Origin of the sequence: Bradyrhizobium valentinum (genome assembly GCF_001440405.1) — a bacterium.
GTDB lineage: Bacteria > Pseudomonadota > Alphaproteobacteria > Rhizobiales > Xanthobacteraceae > Bradyrhizobium > Bradyrhizobium valentinum.
This window is the reverse complement of sequence record NZ_LLXX01000162.1, coordinates 1-16,808: the sequence shown is the minus strand read 5'-3', so window position 1 is coordinate 16,808 and position 16,808 is coordinate 1. Positions and strand designations below refer to the sequence as shown.

At 62.6% G+C, this 16,808-nt stretch carries 18 protein-coding genes and 1 pseudogene; 11 read left to right on the top strand and 8 right to left on the bottom strand.

Annotated features, from left to right (window positions below; translation table 11 throughout):
- The first annotated feature begins 9 nt into the window (after positions 1-9).
- Both CP49_RS29085 and CP49_RS29080 read left to right on the top strand, forming a co-directional pair.
- Entirely contained in the window at positions 10-1,023 is a 1,014-nt protein-coding gene (locus tag CP49_RS29085; RefSeq protein WP_057853577.1) for an amino acid ABC transporter substrate-binding protein, read from the top strand.
- Positions 1,024-1,081: 58 nt separating this feature from the next.
- Complete coding sequence (locus CP49_RS29080; RefSeq protein ID WP_057853576.1) at positions 1,082-1,723, top strand: arylsulfatase; 642 nt, start codon at positions 1,082-1,084, stop codon at positions 1,721-1,723.
- A 193-nt stretch (positions 1,724-1,916) separates the two neighbouring features.
- Here CP49_RS29080 and CP49_RS29075 read toward each other — a convergent pair whose 3' ends face one another.
- A complete protein-coding gene (locus CP49_RS29075) occupies positions 1,917-2,240 on the bottom strand; it encodes a hypothetical protein (protein WP_057853595.1) in 324 nt (107 codons plus the stop codon).
- Between the two features lie 214 nt (positions 2,241-2,454).
- Between CP49_RS29075 and CP49_RS29070 the strand changes: the two genes are divergently transcribed.
- Positions 2,455-4,152 (top strand): methyl-accepting chemotaxis protein, encoded by a 1,698-nt coding sequence (locus CP49_RS29070; RefSeq protein WP_057853594.1) that lies wholly within the window; start codon positions 2,455-2,457, stop codon positions 4,150-4,152.
- Between the two features lie 47 nt (positions 4,153-4,199).
- On the opposite strand, the gene CP49_RS29065 is transcribed toward CP49_RS29070, so the two are convergent.
- The 3 genes from CP49_RS29065 to CP49_RS29055 are packed head-to-tail and all read right to left on the bottom strand — an operon-like array spanning position 4,200 to position 5,888.
- Positions 4,200-4,448 carry a type II toxin-antitoxin system Phd/YefM family antitoxin gene (locus tag CP49_RS29065; protein WP_057853575.1) on the bottom strand — a complete coding sequence of 83 codons (249 nt, stop codon included), beginning with the start codon at positions 4,446-4,448 and terminating at the stop codon, positions 4,200-4,202.
- Between the two features lie 30 nt (positions 4,449-4,478).
- Positions 4,479-4,727 carry a type II toxin-antitoxin system RelE family toxin gene (locus CP49_RS49450; RefSeq protein ID WP_197423271.1) on the bottom strand — a complete coding sequence of 83 codons (249 nt, stop codon included), beginning with the start codon at positions 4,725-4,727 and terminating at the stop codon, positions 4,479-4,481.
- 60 nt (positions 4,728-4,787) lie between these two features.
- Positions 4,788-5,888: a transporter gene (locus CP49_RS29055; RefSeq protein WP_057853574.1), complete on the bottom strand. Its 1,101-nt coding sequence runs from the start codon at positions 5,886-5,888 to the stop codon at positions 4,788-4,790.
- Between the two features lie 388 nt (positions 5,889-6,276).
- Between CP49_RS29055 and CP49_RS29050 the strand changes: the two genes are divergently transcribed.
- From CP49_RS29050 to CP49_RS29040, 3 genes are all read left to right on the top strand, one after another.
- A complete protein-coding gene (locus CP49_RS29050; RefSeq protein WP_057853573.1) occupies positions 6,277-6,789 on the top strand; it encodes a copper chaperone PCu(A)C in 513 nt (170 codons plus the stop codon).
- A gap of 73 nt (positions 6,790-6,862) precedes the next feature.
- On the top strand, positions 6,863-7,243 hold the full coding sequence (locus tag CP49_RS45325; RefSeq protein WP_156438725.1) for a hypothetical protein: 381 nt from the start codon (positions 6,863-6,865) through the stop codon (positions 7,241-7,243).
- Between the two features lie 160 nt (positions 7,244-7,403).
- Positions 7,404-7,625, top strand: a complete 222-nt coding sequence (locus CP49_RS29040; protein ID WP_057853571.1) for a hypothetical protein — start codon at positions 7,404-7,406, stop codon at positions 7,623-7,625.
- A 223-nt stretch (positions 7,626-7,848) separates the two neighbouring features.
- Here CP49_RS29040 and CP49_RS29035 read toward each other — a convergent pair whose 3' ends face one another.
- Entirely contained in the window at positions 7,849-8,652 is an 804-nt protein-coding gene (locus CP49_RS29035) for an SRPBCC family protein (RefSeq protein WP_057853570.1), read from the bottom strand.
- A 10-nt stretch (positions 8,653-8,662) separates the two neighbouring features.
- Positions 8,663-9,253, bottom strand: coding sequence for a winged helix-turn-helix domain-containing protein (locus CP49_RS29030; RefSeq protein WP_057853569.1), 591 nt, complete (start codon positions 9,251-9,253; stop codon positions 8,663-8,665).
- Between the two features lie 8 nt (positions 9,254-9,261).
- Between CP49_RS29030 and CP49_RS45320 the strand changes: the two genes are divergently transcribed.
- A complete protein-coding gene (locus tag CP49_RS45320; RefSeq protein WP_156438724.1) occupies positions 9,262-9,942 on the top strand; it encodes a hypothetical protein in 681 nt (226 codons plus the stop codon).
- A 66-nt stretch (positions 9,943-10,008) separates the two neighbouring features.
- On the opposite strand, the gene CP49_RS29020 is transcribed toward CP49_RS45320, so the two are convergent.
- Complete coding sequence (locus CP49_RS29020) at positions 10,009-10,755, bottom strand: hypothetical protein (protein WP_057853567.1); 747 nt, start codon at positions 10,753-10,755, stop codon at positions 10,009-10,011.
- Positions 10,756-11,186: 431 nt separating this feature from the next.
- Here CP49_RS29020 and CP49_RS29015 point away from each other — a divergent pair.
- A pseudogene (locus tag CP49_RS29015) lies at positions 11,187-12,204 on the top strand (TrlF family ATPase); the annotation flags it as partial.
- Between the two features lie 228 nt (positions 12,205-12,432).
- Here the strand turns inward: CP49_RS29015 and CP49_RS29010 are convergent.
- Positions 12,433-13,407 (bottom strand): helix-turn-helix domain-containing protein, encoded by a 975-nt coding sequence (locus tag CP49_RS29010; protein WP_057853565.1) that lies wholly within the window; start codon positions 13,405-13,407, stop codon positions 12,433-12,435.
- A gap of 965 nt (positions 13,408-14,372) precedes the next feature.
- On the opposite strand from CP49_RS29010, the gene CP49_RS29005 reads away from it, so the two are divergent.
- The 3 genes from CP49_RS29005 to CP49_RS28995 all read left to right on the top strand — a co-directional run.
- On the top strand, positions 14,373-15,368 hold the full coding sequence (locus CP49_RS29005) for a formylglycine-generating enzyme family protein (RefSeq protein WP_057853564.1): 996 nt from the start codon (positions 14,373-14,375) through the stop codon (positions 15,366-15,368).
- A 43-nt stretch (positions 15,369-15,411) separates the two neighbouring features.
- A complete protein-coding gene (locus tag CP49_RS29000) occupies positions 15,412-15,714 on the top strand; it encodes a hypothetical protein (RefSeq protein WP_057853563.1) in 303 nt (100 codons plus the stop codon).
- A gap of 29 nt (positions 15,715-15,743) precedes the next feature.
- A partial coding sequence (locus CP49_RS28995; protein ID WP_057853562.1) for a DUF3300 domain-containing protein occupies positions 15,744-16,808 on the top strand: 1,065 nt, incomplete at its 3' end.

Genomic DNA, 16,808 nt, shown 5'->3' with positions numbered 1-16,808 from the left:
AGGAGCAGAATGAAGAGAATCGTCATCGCTACAGGCTTGCTCGTCGCGTCATGCTGGAGCGCGCAGGCCGCAACGCTCGACACGGTCAAGCAGCGCGGCATGCTGGTGTGCGGCGTGAGCGCCGGCTTTGCCGGCTTCTCCACGCCGGATTCCCAAGGCAACTACAAGGGACTCGACGTCGACTACTGCCGAGCATTAGCGGCCGGTGTGCTGGGCGACGCCAGCAAGGTGCGTTACGTGGCGCTGACGGCGCAGAACCGCTTCACCGCCCTGCAATCCGGTGAGATCGACGTGCTCTACCGCAATTCCACCCAGACCTATCTGCGCGGCGTGACGCTGGGGCTGCGTCAGGGCCCGGTCAATTTCTATGACGGCCAGGGCTTTGTCGTGAGAACCGACGCCGGGGTGAAGGACCTGAAGGGCCTGAACGGCGCCACCGTTTGCGTCGCGCAGGGCACGACCCACGAGGTCACGCTCGGCGATTACGGCCGCGCCAACGGGATCGAATGGAAGCCGCTGGTGTTCGATCGCATCGATACCATGTACCAGACGTTCTTCGGTGGGCGCTGCGATGCCATGACCCAGGACGCTTCCGCGCTTGCGGGCGCGGTGACGACGGCGGCGTCGAACGCCGCCGATTACGTCGTGCTGCCGCAGACCATCAGCAAGGAGCCGCTTGGGCCGTTCACCCGCAACGGCGACGACGTATGGACCGACATTATCGCCTGGCTGCACTACGGCCTGATCGAGGCGGAAGAACTCGGCGTCACCGCCGCCAATGCCGACGAGATGGCAAAGTCCAGCAGCGTACCGGCCATCCAGCGGCTGCTAGGGGCGTCCGGCGACCTTGGATCGCGGTTCGGCCTCGGCAACAAATGGCTGCTGCAGGCGATCAAGGCGGGCGGCAATTACGGCGAGATTTTTGAGCGCAATGTCGGCAAGGCAAGCCCCTTGAAGCTTGATCGCGGTCTGAACGCGACCTGGACCAAGGGCGGCCTGATGTACGCTCTGCCGTTTAAGTAAAAATTACGCTGCGGCACGGCAGGTTGACACCAACCGTCCTGCAGCGAGACTGACGCGCATGCGCATTGCCCTGATCCACGCCCTGAAACACTCGATTGTGCCGATCGAAGCCTCGTTCGCCAGGCTTTGGCCGGAAGCCCGGCTGATGAACCTGCTCGACGACAGCCTTTCGGCCGATCTGGCGCGCGATGGTGGGCTTACTGATGCCATGACGGAGCGTTTCCTCCGGCTTGGACGTTACGCGGCCGATACCGGTTCGGATGCGATCCTGTTCACCTGCTCGGCGTTCGGTCCCTGCATCGAGGCGGTTGCCCGTGCGCACGCGCCGATGCCGGTGCTCAAGCCCAATGAGGCGATGATCGAGCAGGCGACCGGCCGCGGCCGCAAGGTCGGCCTGTTGTCGACGTTCCCGCCGACGCTCGTCTCGATGCCGCCGGAATTTCCGCCGTCGATTGAGCTGGTGCCGAAATTGGCCGAGGGCGCGATGGCCGCGCTCGATCGCGGCGACCGCGCCACCCACGACCGCCTGGTCGTGGAAGCGTCAAGGAGCTTGCGCGACTGCGACCTGATCGCGCTCGCCCAGTACAGCATGGCGCCGGCGGCGGACGAGGTCGCTGAAGCGACAGGACGGCCGGTGCTCACCACGCCCGACAGCGCGGTGCTGAAGCTGAAGAAAATGCTGGGCGGTGCGCCGGGCTAGCAAGTCGTCCCTGCGAACGCAGGGACCCATAACCACAGGGCGCAATTGCTTAAAGAATATGTCTGCCGTCGTCGTTTCGACATGACGGCCGCGGCGTATGGGTCCTGCTTTCGCAGGGACGACGTGTTGAGAGAGCCGCGCGAAATCACCGCCCCTTGAAATTCGCGATGCGGCGCGACGTTTAGCCTGGTGGCTAGGCTTCTTTCTTCTTGGCGGCCGTTTTGGCCGGCTTTTTCGCCTGTTTTTGCGCCGCCGCTTCCTCGGCCGCGCTCCTGATCGCCCGCGCGTAGCTGTCGGCGGTGTTCTCCGCCGAGTTTTGCAGCCGCTTGGCCGCGGCCGCACCGAGCAGCATCGTGCTCTTGGCGATCAGCCGGAATTGGTCCCGGGTTTCCCGGTCCTTGGCCTTGGCGGCGCGAGCCATGATCTGGTCGCGCCGTTTCTTGACGGCGGCCATCAGGCTCTTGTTCTGCGCCTTTGCGATTTGCCGGATGACGAGGTCGAGATCGGCTTCAGCCATTATGGTCACTCTTACCGCGGCAAGCCGTCCGCAAGGTGCGGCGATCTGGCGCGGCATGTTGGAAGGATAGGTGCGCCATTGTGTCGCCGCAGCGCCGTCATTTCAAGCGCCGATTCTCGCGATCGGACGTCGCGGGCCATCTGCGCAACCCGCCGATAACAGTCGATTAACGTTGTATTGCTACTGGTCATCAACCAACAGGATGACCAGCGGCATGCGTAACCTCTCAGTCTATCAGCGATTTGCGATGATCATCGCGGCGCTGACAATCGTGGTGTTTGCCGTCTCCGCCCTGCAGATCCTGGTGTTGCGTGATGCAGTGCTGGACGAGCGGCGCACCACGGTCCGAAATCTGGTCGAAGCCGCGACGAAGATGCTCGCCCACTATGACGGCGAGGCCAAGGCCGGCAGGATCAGCCCCGACCAGGCGCGACAGATGGCCTTTGCTTCGATCAGTGCCATGCGCTGGGGCGAATATTCCGACTATATCGGCGTTTACGGCACGGGAAGCGCTGACGCCGGCGTCACCTACGTGCACGCCAATCCCAAATACATCAATGTCAACCGCTGGGAGTTCAAGGACAAAAGCGGCAAGCTGCTGATCCAGGACATCGTGCGGACGGCGCGCGCCGGCGGCGGCTTTGTCGAATATCTGTCGCCCCGGTCGGCCGGCGGCGCCGAACTCCGCAAGGTCTCCTATGTCGGGGCTTTTGGCGCGGGCGACAAGCTTCTGGCGCTTCAGGCGGGCGCCTATGTCGACGATATCGACGCCGTGGTCTTCCGCCGGATGATCTGGGCCGGGATCGCCGGGCTGGCTGGACTGGCCATCGCGGCATTCGCTGCCTTCTGGCTTGGCCGCGGCCTGGTCGGCCCGCTCAATCGAACCTGCGAGGCGATGGACGAACTGGTCAAAGGCAACCTTGCGGCCGAGATTCCGTTCATTGACCGGACCAACGAAATCGGCCGGATTGCGCGCAGCCTGCAGGTCTTTAGGGATCATCTGGTCGAATCGACGCGGCTCCGCACCGAGCAGGAAGCGATGAAGACGCGTTCGGCCGACGAGCGGCGGACGGATCTGTCGCGTATCGCCGACGAATTCGAGCGCAGCATCGGCGGGGTAATCCGGGGCACCGCCACCGCCGCCGACGAGCTGCAGAATTCCGCTTCGTCGATGTCCACGATCGCCGTGGGGACGACGGACCAGAGCGCGAAGGTTGCGGCAGCCGCCGAACAGACGGCGTCGAACGTCCAGACAGTTGCGGCTTCGGCGGAGGAGCTGTCGTCCTCGATCCAGGAGATCGCGCGGCAGGTCACCCAGTCTTCGTCGATTGCACAGAACGCGGTCGGGCAGGCCAACCGAACCGAGGCCATGGTCGGACGCCTGGTCGAGGCCTCGCAAAAGATCGGCGAGGTCATGGCGCTGATCCAGACCATCGCGGGACAGACCAACCTTTTGGCCTTGAACGCGACCATCGAGGCCGCCCGGGCCGGCGAGGCCGGCAGGGGTTTTGCCGTCGTGGCCAACGAGGTCAAGGCGCTGTCGTCGCAGACCGCCAAGGCTACCGACGAAATCACCAGCCAGATCCAGGAAATTCGCGATGCGACCGGCTCGACGGTCAACGCAATCCGCGAGATCGGCACCACGATCGGACAAATGAACGAGATCACCGGCTCCATTGCGGCCGCTGTCGAGGAGCAGGGCGCAGCGACCAACGAGATTGCCCGCAGCGTGCAGCAGGCGGCACAAGGCGCCCAGGAGGTGATGCAGAACATCACGGGCGTACGCGAAGCTTCGAGCAAGGTCGACGCTGCCGCCACTCTCGTCTTGAACGCCGCAGCGCAGCTCACCTCGCAATCCGAGCAGCTTGAGACCGAAACCGGCAAATTCCTCGGCAACATCCGCGCTGCGTGACGTCCAGCTAAGCCTCGCGCGGCGGGCGGAGGATCATGGCAGGCGCGCTATTCCTGCTCGATGTCTTCGAGCCTGACCCCAAGTCCAGCGTTCAAGCTGCTGCGCGCCTGTTCGATGCGGCGCAGGAAGCGTGGGTCATGTTCGAGACGGTATTCGAACCAGTCGTCTTCGGATTCAAAGCCGATCAGCACGCCTGCCGGCTTACCATGGCGGGTTATGACGATTTCCTGGGTCTCCGCCTCGCGGAGGAATCGAGATAGATCGTCCTTGATTTCCGATAGGGGGACTTCCTTCATTCCGGATTTCCGAATTGTGCGAGCCATGACTCAGCCTCCGATCGCCAAAACTTCGACGGTCGTGCCGGAAACATCATAGAACACCCGGACTTCGTCTACCCGCAGCCGATATTGCGGACGGCGCAATCCTCGTAACCGTTTGATGCGACTGCGGCTTACCTTTTCGGGCTCGTGTCGAAGATGCGTTTCGAGCGCAGTCCGCACCGTTGTCCGAACATTCGCCGTCAGCCTCCCGAGGTCTTCGACGGCTTCCGGAGCAAGTATGATGGCGAAAGGCATTCTGGCCAGATTATAGCCAGATTGGCGGAGGCGTCAAATGGCGATCACCTATCGCAGGCTTCAGTTCAACCGCGCGCCGATCCCCGTGAGAATGCGATAATCGGGCTTGGACTGAATGCCGTTGTGCTGGTTGATGATCGGCACGCCGACGGAGACGAAGCCCGAGAAGCGATCGAAGCCTACGCGTACGCCGGGCGACAGATAGACCGTGGTGCCGCCCGAATTGGGATCCGGAATGCCGGCGATACGCTGCTTGTCGTGCCACTCGCCATTGAGCTCGAGAACGAGATCGAGCGTGTAGGGCGTCTTCTTCATGTCGCTGTGGTCGTGGTTGGCATGATAGAGACAATGCTCCTGCAACTGATTGCGGGGCTGCATACAGTATTCGTGCAGCTCGACCTCTTTTGCCGACCCGGTGGCGCCGACCAGGCGATACGACACCGCGGTGCCGAACAGGAAGCGGTCACCGAGATTGGTGTTCTGCGTGCCGCTGCTGATCAGATAATAGAGGCCGCTCACGTCGAACGACCAGCGGCCCGTGCGCTTGGTGAAGGCGGCGCCGAACAGGCCGTCCCACGAGCCCGAGCCCGGCTGAAATTCGGCCTGGAAAAGCTGGCCGGCGGCGTCGCGCCGGTCGGTGCTGCCGGTCGGCGCCTTGAAGCCGAACAGCACGGCGGCCGACGTTCCGGTCTGCGCGTTGTTGTGGAAGCGGTATTGCCCCAGCATGGTCACGTCGCCGAAGCCTGCCGAGTTGCCGCGCCGGTTGATGCCGTCGGGGCTCATCAGGCCGCTCATGTCGCCCGCATTCATCATGCCCATGTGGCCGCCGCTCAGCATGTCCTCGCCGGGTTCGCGAATGTCCGAGCGGCGGACGCCGCCGGCGCGAACGGCAACGGTGAAGTCGTTGGTGATGCCGTAGGCGGCCGAAATCGAGACGGCGTCGATCGAGCGGATCGAATGCGCGTGCGTGCCTTTAGCTGCCGCGGCGAGCAGGTCGGCGTCGCTGAGCTGGCCCAGCCGGATGAATTCGTAGCGGATGGATGCGGCGATCAATCCTTCGGAAAGCGTATCGGCCGAGATGGTGTTGATGGGTCCGCCGCTACCGGTATTGCCGCCGCCGCCGGGATGATGCGCTTCCGCAGGAGCTGCGAGCAAAAACATGATGGATGAAAAGACGCCGGCAGCCGGCCTTACACGATACGCACACACATACGCCCCCTTTACTCACTGTCGGACGATTAGCCATCGCAATCGGGCGCGAGATTGACTGGATCATGCGAGAAGCGCGGCCTGCTCGCGACGGAAGGGAAGCAAAAAAGCGAAGGCGTCATCGCGGGCGCGGCATCGGTGCGGCTGTCGCGTGTCGAGCGAGTGGCGAAAGGAGCGTGGACCGATTGTCGGTTGTGCTTCCGTTTTTCTCGCGCCGCGTAGTGGCAGTCGCAATCACGTCCGGCAGTAGCCGCAATCACGGCGAGCACCAGCCGTAATCGCGTCTGATTGTTTCTCTACACGCCTTATGGTCCAGCGCGCGTATCGGAGTAGGACAATTATGACAACCATCGTCAGAGATATCTTTGTGTTCCTCACAGCGGCCATTTTTGTCGCAGCGAGTATGCTCATTGCGACCGGGGCCGGCGCGCACGAGTTCAAGGTCGGCGCCATCGACATCGGCCACCCCTGGTCGCGCCCGACCCCGAAAGACGCCAACATTGCAGGCGGCTATCTCACCATCACCAACAAGGGCAAGACTGCGGATCGCCTGATCGGAGGCGCTTCGCCCGCGGCTGGTCAGATCGAGGTGCACGAGGTGGTCGACGTGGACGGCATGTCGAAGACGCGCGCGCTCGCCAACGGCATTGAGATCAAGCCAGGCAAGACCGTGGAGCTCAAGCCCGGCTCGTATCGTCTCCTGATGCTCGGACTCAAGGAGCCGTTCCAGCTCGGCCAGAAGATAAAGGCCACGCTGGTGTTCGAGAAGGCCGGGCCTGTCGAGATCGTCTATAACGTTGAGGAAAATCCTGGAGCCGCCGTCAGCGGCGTCATGCAGCACAAGCACCACTAGGGCGCTTCACCTGCTCTGCCTGGGAAAGGCTCTCCGTTCTTGAGCATCGAATAGGTTCTCGGCAGATCGCGCCATGTCCGCGAGCCGCGACGGCATGGTGTTCGGCGTCACGCGCCGGACCAACAACGCCGGGCCATCGCGATCGGCGATGGCTGGTCTCGAACTCTTCATTATTCTCCAGCCGGGATTCTCACCAGTGTCCAGCTCGAACCAGATGTCAGCCATCGCAGCCGCCAGCCTGCAGCCATCGCAGCAAAGAAGGCGAGTGGCCTGGCCGTTCGCTGCCACGATGTTGTCCGCATCGCTTCTTGGGATCGGGCTGGCATTTTGTGCCCGCGCACTGCTACCCGCATGGGGGATCGAGGGGGCCAGCGCGTTTTTCTTGCCGAACGACGTCGTCTGTTCGAACGGGAATTCTTCGACCTCGCCGCAGACAACTCGCATGGACGAGTGAAGCTGTCGAGCCTCCGGACTCCGAGGGAGCGCCGCGTCCGCATGTGAGCGTCCGCCGTCAACCGTTCGGAAACCACACGAATTCTCTTCCAGTCCCGCTAACTAATCGAAAATCGTTCTGCCGCAAGTTCGTGGCCGGGAAAGAAAGGGGAGATCCGAACATGAACGGCCTGGCCATCATGGAAAACGTTCGCCGATACCGCACCATCGCATCGTTGTGCCGCCAAACCGCAGCCTTCCGGCCGCTTCATAGCGGCTCCCTCCTGGCGCAAGCCAGGGAATGGGAACATCGCGCCGTTGCGGAGCTGGAAGCCTATTATGAGGCTTTCTGTTACGCGGCTACGGGCAATGCGCCGAACCACTCCGCAAGCTGCGCAGCGTAAGCTGACGGCGGCGGGCGTTTCCGGAAAGGGGCGCGCCTCGGGTTTATTAAGAATTGCGGCGGCGTGGGGTGAGATCCGCCGGCACGACAAGATTAGCCGGCAAATTGTGTTCCTTCGCCGTCCCAGGCGGATGGCTTGATCAGTCAAGCTACCGTCCCGCTAGACGGTCATTCGCGTCACGCCTATCAACTTCCGTTCCTGCCCCGTCCGGCCGTTGCCGCACCTAAGGCCGCTTGAAGCTCTCGCCGAACCAATGCCGCCATCTCGGCTCGCTCGCTGCAGCGTACTGTTCTGCGTCGTCGCCATAATAATAGAGAACCATGCTCGCATTTGTACCGCTGTCGGTGCCGTAGGTGCCTATGAGGGCAATGCCGGGGGCCGGAGCGTTCAGGCGCAGCATGATGTAGCGCTGCTTGGCATCCTGCTGCACGCGTTCGACCATGCCGGACAGGCTCTCTGGCTGTTGTGGTGTCGTCCGCTCTTCGCCGACATTTGCGGCGGCGAGACCGAGCTTCTCGGTTAGCCGTTTCCAGACCCCGGACTGGGCGCCTTCGTCGCTGGCCATGGCGTGGAAGGACGCCGCCTTCCTGCCGGCGAAATGCGCGAGGTAGACGCGCAGCACTTCAAAGAAGCCGGGCCAGCCGCTTTCGAAGCCTTCCAGTTGATCATCCCAATCGTCTGTCGAGGCAAACAGTGAATGGACCATGCGAACGACACACCGGCCGCCCGACCTGCTGGCTACGGTGATCTCGGTCGCGACCGGCGGCGCGCCTTCGCTCCAGTTGCGCTCGACATAACCGAAGCGGAATGGCGGCTCCCAGGCCGTGACTTCGCCTGTGGAGCTTCCATTTGGACCGAAGTCGAAGTGGATGGCGCCACCGATATGCTCGTCAATCCTGGTCTTGGTGAACCAGGCCGTATTGCCGGGTCCCGTCGCCATCGCCTGCCACACCTGCTCAGGCGTGCCATTCACGATCAACTCCATCTCGACCCAGCGCTTTCCGGTTTCATCTTTCTTGAGGGGCATGGGGATCCTTTCAGGGCCGAGCGTCGCGGGGCGCAGGATAGGACGCCACAACGAGCCGGTGGGGTCGTCCGCCCGGCGCACTCTCGTCGTGATAACGTGCCGCCAGCGCCGCGACGACGTTGGTGAGATCGGAGGTGAAGGCCGCGCGATCTGCAGGTGATCGGAAGCGGATGACGGTGTCGATCGAAAGGGTGGCGAGACGCTTGTCGTTCTGGCGGGCCGTCCGCCAGAGGTCGCCGACCTCGCGGACGATGCGTGCCGCCAGGGCGATGAGATAACTGGCTGATAGACGGTCGTTGTTGCGTGCCGGATCGGCCCCGATTGGACCCAGCGCAGCGGGCGAGACGACATAGGACGATGCCGTCGCGATCATAAGGCGTTCCGTGAGGCCGCCCCATTGGCGCTCTTCGGCCGGCTTGATCAGCTTGTGGTCCTCCAAGGCGCGCAGGTGGTAGTTCACCTTCTGGCGCGTGAGGCCAACCCGCCCGGCGAGCGCGGCAGCCGAGGCAGGCTGCGAAAGTGCCGCCAGCAATCGGGTCTTTATCGGGTCCAGCGCGAGAGCCGCGGCCGCAGGGGCCTCAATGACATCAAGTTCAAGCATGCGCTCTAGTGGCATTGACAAATTTTTTTGTCAAGGGCGTGGCCACTCAAAATCGCAGAAATGGCGCGCCACCGTCGATGGAAGATGGGCACTATTCGTTCGCCATTCCCTATGATAGCGGGGCCTGCCCGCGTCCCAATCAGCAAAACTGCGACGGCCTGCGATGCACCACGCCTCATGGGTGGGCGTCTTCGCGATTTTCGAAAGTCTGGTTACCCTTCGATAGCGGCCGTACCGATCAATCCGGGGATCGACGTGATGTGCCAGAGCTAACTTCGCCTTATCCGGCTGCCGGTTTCAGGGATCATATGTCCGTAAGGCAGGTGCTCTTATTCGCTCCGGTGGCTTTTTCGCACAAGGTCGTCCACATACGCCTTGCACTCCAGGAGGCCGGCACCCGTTTCCGCCCGGATAAGAGCCATTGCCGCGATGGGGTTGCCGTCTTGCACCAGTCTGTTCACGCGCTCCGGCACGTCTCCGCGTATGTAGAAGGCATCGGCATCGAGCGCGGCGCCATCGTGTGGCAGCGTTTTGACCTGAGGTCTGGGATCATCCCAACAATGCTCTGCGCGCATCACAGAAGCGATTTTGTCAGTCCACTTGACCATGTTCCCACAACGTTCGGCGTATCCGCATTCGACGAGCGCGGCGATCTCATGGTGGAGCGTCATCCAAAGGCGACGCGCTAGGCCGACGGCAAGTTCCGCAGCCAATCGAAGGCGTGCTGATGGTTGATCGATCATCGTTTGAGACAACTAGTTGACGTCGCGCGTCAGTGGGCCGTCAGCACCCTGGACCAGCTCCATCAATCGCTTTGCCTCAGGAGCGAGTGCGGCCCAACGCCACCATGGGTCCCCGTCAACGCTATCGGGCAGCCACGCACCGTCGACCCAACGCGCGGCCAGAGCTTTGACCACGGCAGTTCGATTGTCCGTCAGAGCAGCATGCTTGACATCCTCGGGAATGGAGGCGAGAGCATTGCGCATGTCCAAATCGACGTCCCGTTGTTCGAGCTCTTCACGCGACAGGTTATTCTCGTCCCAGTAACCGCTCATCTGCATCGCGGGGCCGATCTTGTCCATCCATATGAAGGCATTGCCGAGTGGCTTGGCGTAGCCCAACGCCGCAAGCGCATCCATGACGGGCCTGATATCGTCGTGCGGCGTAAAGGGTAGGCGTCTTAGAGACGCAAGGCCCAACTGGCTTCCACACAACAATATCCATGCTGTCAATACATCGTCGATGGGCGGCAGCGTGATTTGGCCAGCCCGTGATCGATCCATGACGAACTGTGCAACTCGGTCAGCATCGATCGCCAATTTGTACTCATCAGTCGCCAGCCCTAGCCTTGCGAGCGTACTGCGAGCGCATTCGAATGCAGTTTGGCACATATCGTCGAGTTTGGCCCCGGCGCGGGCGGGCACCGCACTTGGCGCCCAGCAATCCGTGATCGCGCGCACAAGCGAGGCGGCAAGCTCGCCGTAAAGTCTGTGAATAGCCATGGCGCGAGCATAGCATGAGCAACGTGGACGAACCGTAAAAGGAATTGATTCCCTTTCACGTCGTATGGTTGACGTGCAAATTGTCGTTGCGGATCATTTCTGAGTGTAGGGTTCGACTCTAGCGTGTTCGCGGCGGCGACGTGCTGGGTGAGCGCCGCCTCCCGCAAAGCTTCCAGCCCCGCGATTGTCGCCGCATGCCGCAGGGTTCGCAGCCTGATCATGATGAGGCCGTGAGGCCCTTGTTGGGCAGGGCCATGGGCGCTTATAAACTGCGCGATGATGTAGCAGTGCCGCTGATTTGCCCGACGTGTCAAAATGTTTTCACGGGATCGCTCAAAGCATCCATGCGGGCGATCACCGGCTACTTTGCATGAAGTTGTTCTCGATATTTTAGTTGGGATCGACAACCACGCCGGCCTTGCGCTGCCTTCGACGATGTCGCCTCGCCGTTCGGCGACCGGTTCTCGTGGATCAAGGGCGGTTGGAGTTCGATGCTTCCAGGCGTGCATCGATCCCAGTGGCCCCGCGCATGTGGGTGCCGAGCCGCCGGCATCGGCAACACCGTCGCAGGTGATCTCGGGAATCGAGATCCTTGATGCGCCCTGGATGACAACCCCGGTCATTCCGCTCAATTCTGGACTGGTCGCCATCATTGGCGCGCGCGGCTCCGGCAAGACCGCACTGGCGGACATGATCGCGGCGGGATGCGATTCGATTTCGGACGAGTCCTGGAACGCCGAGGAATGGACCAACCCCTCTTTTCTCGTTCGTGCCCGGCCCCTTGTCGGTGATGGGAAAGTCAAGGTGAGTTGGGCTTCCGGAGAACCGAGCGTCCGTGCGCTCGATGGCTCGGATGCCAACGGGCCGTTTAGTTATGAGCGCGTGCGGTATCTGTCGCAGCAGTTCGTGGAGGAACTGTGCTCGTCGAGCGGGCTGACCGACGGTCTCCTGCGCGAGATTGAACGCGTGATCTTTGAGGCCCATCCAGACGATGCCCGGGACGGCACGTCGGATTTCGCGGAGCTTCTCGACCACCGCGCATCGCGCCATCGCCTGGCGCGTGAACGCGAAGCTGAGGCCGTGTCGCAGATCTCCGAGCGCATCGGCACCGAGTTGGAGAAGGAAGAGCTGATCGCGACCTACGAGGGGCAGGTTGTGCAAAAGAAGAAGCTGGTCGACGCCTATACGGCCGATCGCGCCAAGCTCGTATCGGCCGGCAGCGAGAAGCGAGCCCAGCGTCACACGGAACTGGCGGGAGCCGCAAACCAGGTTCGGGCGAAGCTGCGCCAGTTCGCCGGCCAGCGGCAGACCTTCTTGGCAATGCAGGACGAGGTGAAGGATCTGCGGCGCAACCAAGCTCCTGAAGCGCTGAGACAGGCTCAGGCGCGCCATACCCACAGTGGCATGTCGGCGGAACAGTGGGCGTCGTTCCTGCTGGACTACAGGGGGGGCCCGTCGACAGCTGGAGCGGCGGAATGCAAGAACCCCCCAATAGCTGGCCCAGCAGGGGTAAACTCGACGCTATCTGGAATCGGCTTGCTGCGATTTCAGTCGTAGCTCTCCAGCGAATGCTCTTCCGGATTCGGTCCTCCCGCCTTGTTCCGGGCCTCCAAGCGGTGCGTCGCGGCGCCGAACGAGATGTTCGAATTGCTCAGGCGATGCGCCGCCGTAACGCGTTCAGGCCGCCAGCGCCACGCGACGACCTCGCAGCCCTAAGGTCTCCGAGGGGTATTCGCCGAACAGTGCGAAATAGTATTGAGAGAACCGCCCGAGTTCGACAAAACCTTGTTGCAGGGCGACCTCGGCGACGGTGGTCTTGCCGGGCGAACTTTCCTTCAGCGTCGAGTGAATCGCGCAAAGTCGTTTGTAACGAAGAAACGTGACCGGTCCGATACCGAACACATCATGAAAGGCGCGGTGCAGCCCGCGCCGCGACACGCGAAACGCGGCGCAAAGCTCCGACACATGCACCGGACGCGCGCCAGCGGCGGCGAGATAATCCTCGACATTGTGCACGAGCCGCAGCGCCGACGGCAGCGTGCCGGTCTCGTCTAGCGGCAACGACTGGAAGATCGTCGCGGTGATGCAATCGACGATGGCGCGCTTCCAGAAATCGGCGGAGAATTCCGATAGCGCGTCCTGGTGCTGCGCGAGGCGGGAGACGATCTGCGACAGGCGGCGCGCCGTCACGGCCGCGACGGCGGGATCGGCGCGATAGCGATTCTTCTCGCACCAAGTCGCGGGATCGCTCAGGCGCGCTTCGCCGGCGAAGATGGACGCGACCTCGGACAGATCGAAGCGCAGCGCCGCATAGGACGAGGCGCCGTGGAAAGTGCCGTCGTGCTCGATCGCGGGCGGAATCGCCAGAACGTCCGCAGGGCGCATGTCGAAGGCAAAGTGGGTGACGCGGTCTTCTGCCGAAAGCAACATGCCGACGATCAGCTTGTCGTCGCTGGAGGTGCGCTGGGTGCGGACGCCGAGGTTGAACGAACCGACGCTGAGGGAGAAATCGCCGATGCCGATATGCGACAGCGTGCCGCGCAGCTTGCCACGCCGGAGCTGCATGACATCGACATATGAGCCCTGCACCGCATGGTGCAGTCCCTCGAAGCCATCTAGGTCGCAACTGCTGACCGAAAGGCGACCGCCCATGTGATCAGCCCCTAACTGTCACGTGAGTAGAATAAGACCTGCAACCCTCCGGCGATAGCGACTTTCTGCATACGTCTGATGCGCGATTTGACGTGCACCGTTTCCCTCGCATTTCCCGTGCAAGACTCCCGCAAGTTTTCATTAAGATATCGCAAGACCCGAGTGGGGATATTTACCCTCGTAGAATCGCGAACGGGGTGTGGCGGGACGCAGCCAACATTTGGCACGATCTGCACATCACAGACGCTTGGCACTGATCTATCGTCGCAATTTCCAGATGCAGACACGCGCCGACGTTGCATCACCGGCACTCGCGCAGAAGGAGGAGCTTGCGCCGCGCGCGCGCATGAAAGGTAAGAGGAGCTGACTTGTTTTCTTCACCGGATAGTTGGGTGGAGTTGTAAATGAAAGGGCTCGCCAATGCGTTCATCGAAGACGACGTTCGATCGTCAGAGACGCGCCATACCGAGGGTACTTGGCACTCTCGCTTGCGCCGTAACGATTGGGATCGGCGTCGCATCAACCCCTGCGTCAGCGTTCAATATCGGCGCGACCCGTTTGCTTGCTGCACAAGCTATCCCCAGCCAATCCAATCTCGACGCGATTGAAGTCCGCGCTGCCGGACGGGGCGGCCGCGTTGCTGTCGGACCGCGTGGTGGCGTAGTGGCCCGTCGCACGACCGTTGTGCGGCCGGGATTTCATGGGGCAGGAACGCGCGTGGTCCGTCCCGCGGTACGTCCTGCTGCAGGTTGGGCGCGCCCCGGCTGGTACCGGTGGCCGAGAGGTGGGGCGATCGCGGCAGGTGCGGCGATCGGCTTCGTGACTGCCGCAACAGCTGCTGCCTGGGCGGGCTCCGCACCGGCGCCGGGCATGTGCTGGTATTACACGGATCCATCCCGCACGCAGGGCTTTTGGGACTATTGCCCATAAGCCGCCAGGTAGCAGACGTACGCGGGGAAGTCGCGATGTTGCAAGCCGGAGCCGAAACGGAAGAGCGCCCACCAGACGACAGCAGGACCGCCGATATGATCTTCGTTCCCGGCGGAACGTTCCGCATGGGCTCGGATCACCATTATCCCGAAGAGGCGCCGTCGCACCGCGTGTCGGTCGACGGTTTCTGGATCGATCGCACGCCTGTGACGAACAGGCAGTTCAAGGCGTTCGTCAGGGCGACCGGCCATGTCACGACGGCGCAAATTCCGCCTGACCCGAAGGATTATCCGGGCGCTCTGCCGCATATGATTTATGCGGGGTCGCTCGTGTTTTCGCCGCCGCGGCAGGTCACCGGCCTCAAGGACTGGAGCCAGTGGTGGACCTTCATGAAGGGTGCCGACTGGCGGCATCCGTATGGGCCGAAGAGCAACATCAATGTGCTCGACAATCATCCGGTCGTGCACGTTTCCTACAGCGATGCGCTGGCCTACGCCAAATGGGCGGGCAAGGATCTGCCGACAGAGGCGGAATGGGAGTTCGCCGCGCGGGGAGGGCTTGAGCATCAAGAATTCGCCTGGGGCGACGCCTTGACGCCGGGCGGCCAGCATATGGCTAACACCTGGCAGGGCAATTTCCCGGTCGAGAACACCAACGACGACGGCTATGAGCGCACCTCGCCGGTGACCGCGTTCCTGCCGAACGGCTACGGCATCCACGACATGATCGGCAATGTCTGGGAATGGACCTCCGACTGGTGGTCGTCAAAGCATGAAGGCGACGCGCCGAAAGCCTGCTGCGTTCCACAAGATCCGCGTGGCGGACGTGAGGCCGACAGCTACGACCCGTGCCAGCCCCAGGTCAAAATTCCGCGCAAGGTACTGAAGGGCGGCTCGCATCTCTGCGCGCCGAACTATTGCCGCCGCTATCGCCCGGCCGCGCGCCATGCCGAGCCGGTCGATACCTCGACCAGTCACGTCGGATTCAGGTGTGTGATGCGTGAAGGCAAGACGAACGAGAGGACAAGATAGCAAGGGAGCGAGAACTCAACACTCAAAGACAGGGAGCACTGACATGTCGGCTACCATGATCAATCTCATCATCCAGCTCATCGCCGGTGCCATCGGCGGCAACGCCGCCGGCGCCTCGATGAAAAATCTCGATCTCGGCACGCTCGGCAACACGATTGCCGGCGCGCTCGGCGGAGCGGGCGGCGGAACGCTCCTTACCGCGTTGCTGCCGATGCTGCAGGGCGCGGCGGGGGGCAACATCGATATCGCAGCGCTCGCCGGTCAGGCAGTCGGCGGCGGCGTTGCCGGCGCAGTGGTGACCGCGATTGTCGGCCTCATCAAGAATCAGATGGCGGGCGCAAAGTGAAGCTGTTTGTGAGTAGAGGAGACGAGGCCATGATGCCGAATGTCCGCGCGAAGGAGCGCGTGCTTGTTGCCTGTGCCGCTATCACGTTTGGCTTGTGCCTGACAGCCGCGCCAGGCTCCGCTCAAACGCAGACCCCGGCCCCGGCCGAGCAAAACCAGGGTTCAGGCACCCCACCGACCGCCACTCCAGCGCCCGCCTCGGCGAAGCTTCCCGAAGGGCAGATCGAGCAGCTTGTGGCGCCTATTGCGCTCTATCCCGATGCGCTGCTGTCGCAAGTGCTGATGGCATCGACCTATCCGCTGGAGGTGGTCGAGGCGGCGCGCTGGTCGAAAGCAAATGCGAGCATCAAGGGCAGGACGCTCGAGGACGCCATGCAGAAACAGTCGTGGGATCCGAGCGTTAAGGCGCTCGCTGCAGTTCCGCAGACGCTGCAGATGATGAGCGACAAGCTGGAATGGACGCAGCAGCTCGGCGATGCCTTCCTCGCGCAGGAAGAGGATGTCATGAGCGCCGTGCAAAAGCTGCGTGAGCGTGCGGAGGCGGCGGGCAATCTCAAATCGACACCGCAGCAGAAGGTATCGCGCGCCTCGCCGCCGGCGGGCGTGAGCGTACCTGCGGGAGCGCAGCCGCCGATCGTAATCGAACCCGTCGATCCCGGCACTTATTATGTACCCGTCTACGATCCCGCCGTCGCCTATGGCACGTGGGAATATCCGGCCTATTCGCCATTCTACTGGTATCCGCCCGGTTTTGTAGCAAGCGGCGTGGTCGCATTTACCGCCGGCGTCGTGGTGAGCGCTGCGATCTGGGGCGGATGCGACTGGTGGCGGAGAAGCGTGAACATCAACGTCAATCGCTTCAACCAGTTCAATCGCACCAATATCGTCAACAATGCCTGGGTGCACAACCCGGCTCATCGCGGCGCCGTCGCTTATCGCGACGCCGGCGTTGCGGCGCGGTTCGGCAAGGGCAACACGGCAGCGGCGCGCGAGGCCGCGCGAGGCCGCAGCAACATCGGGCAGCGCGATCTTTCGAAGGCCGGACCGGGGCGAAGGGACGCGATGAAGCCAGGCGCCGGCAATCGCGCCGCCAAG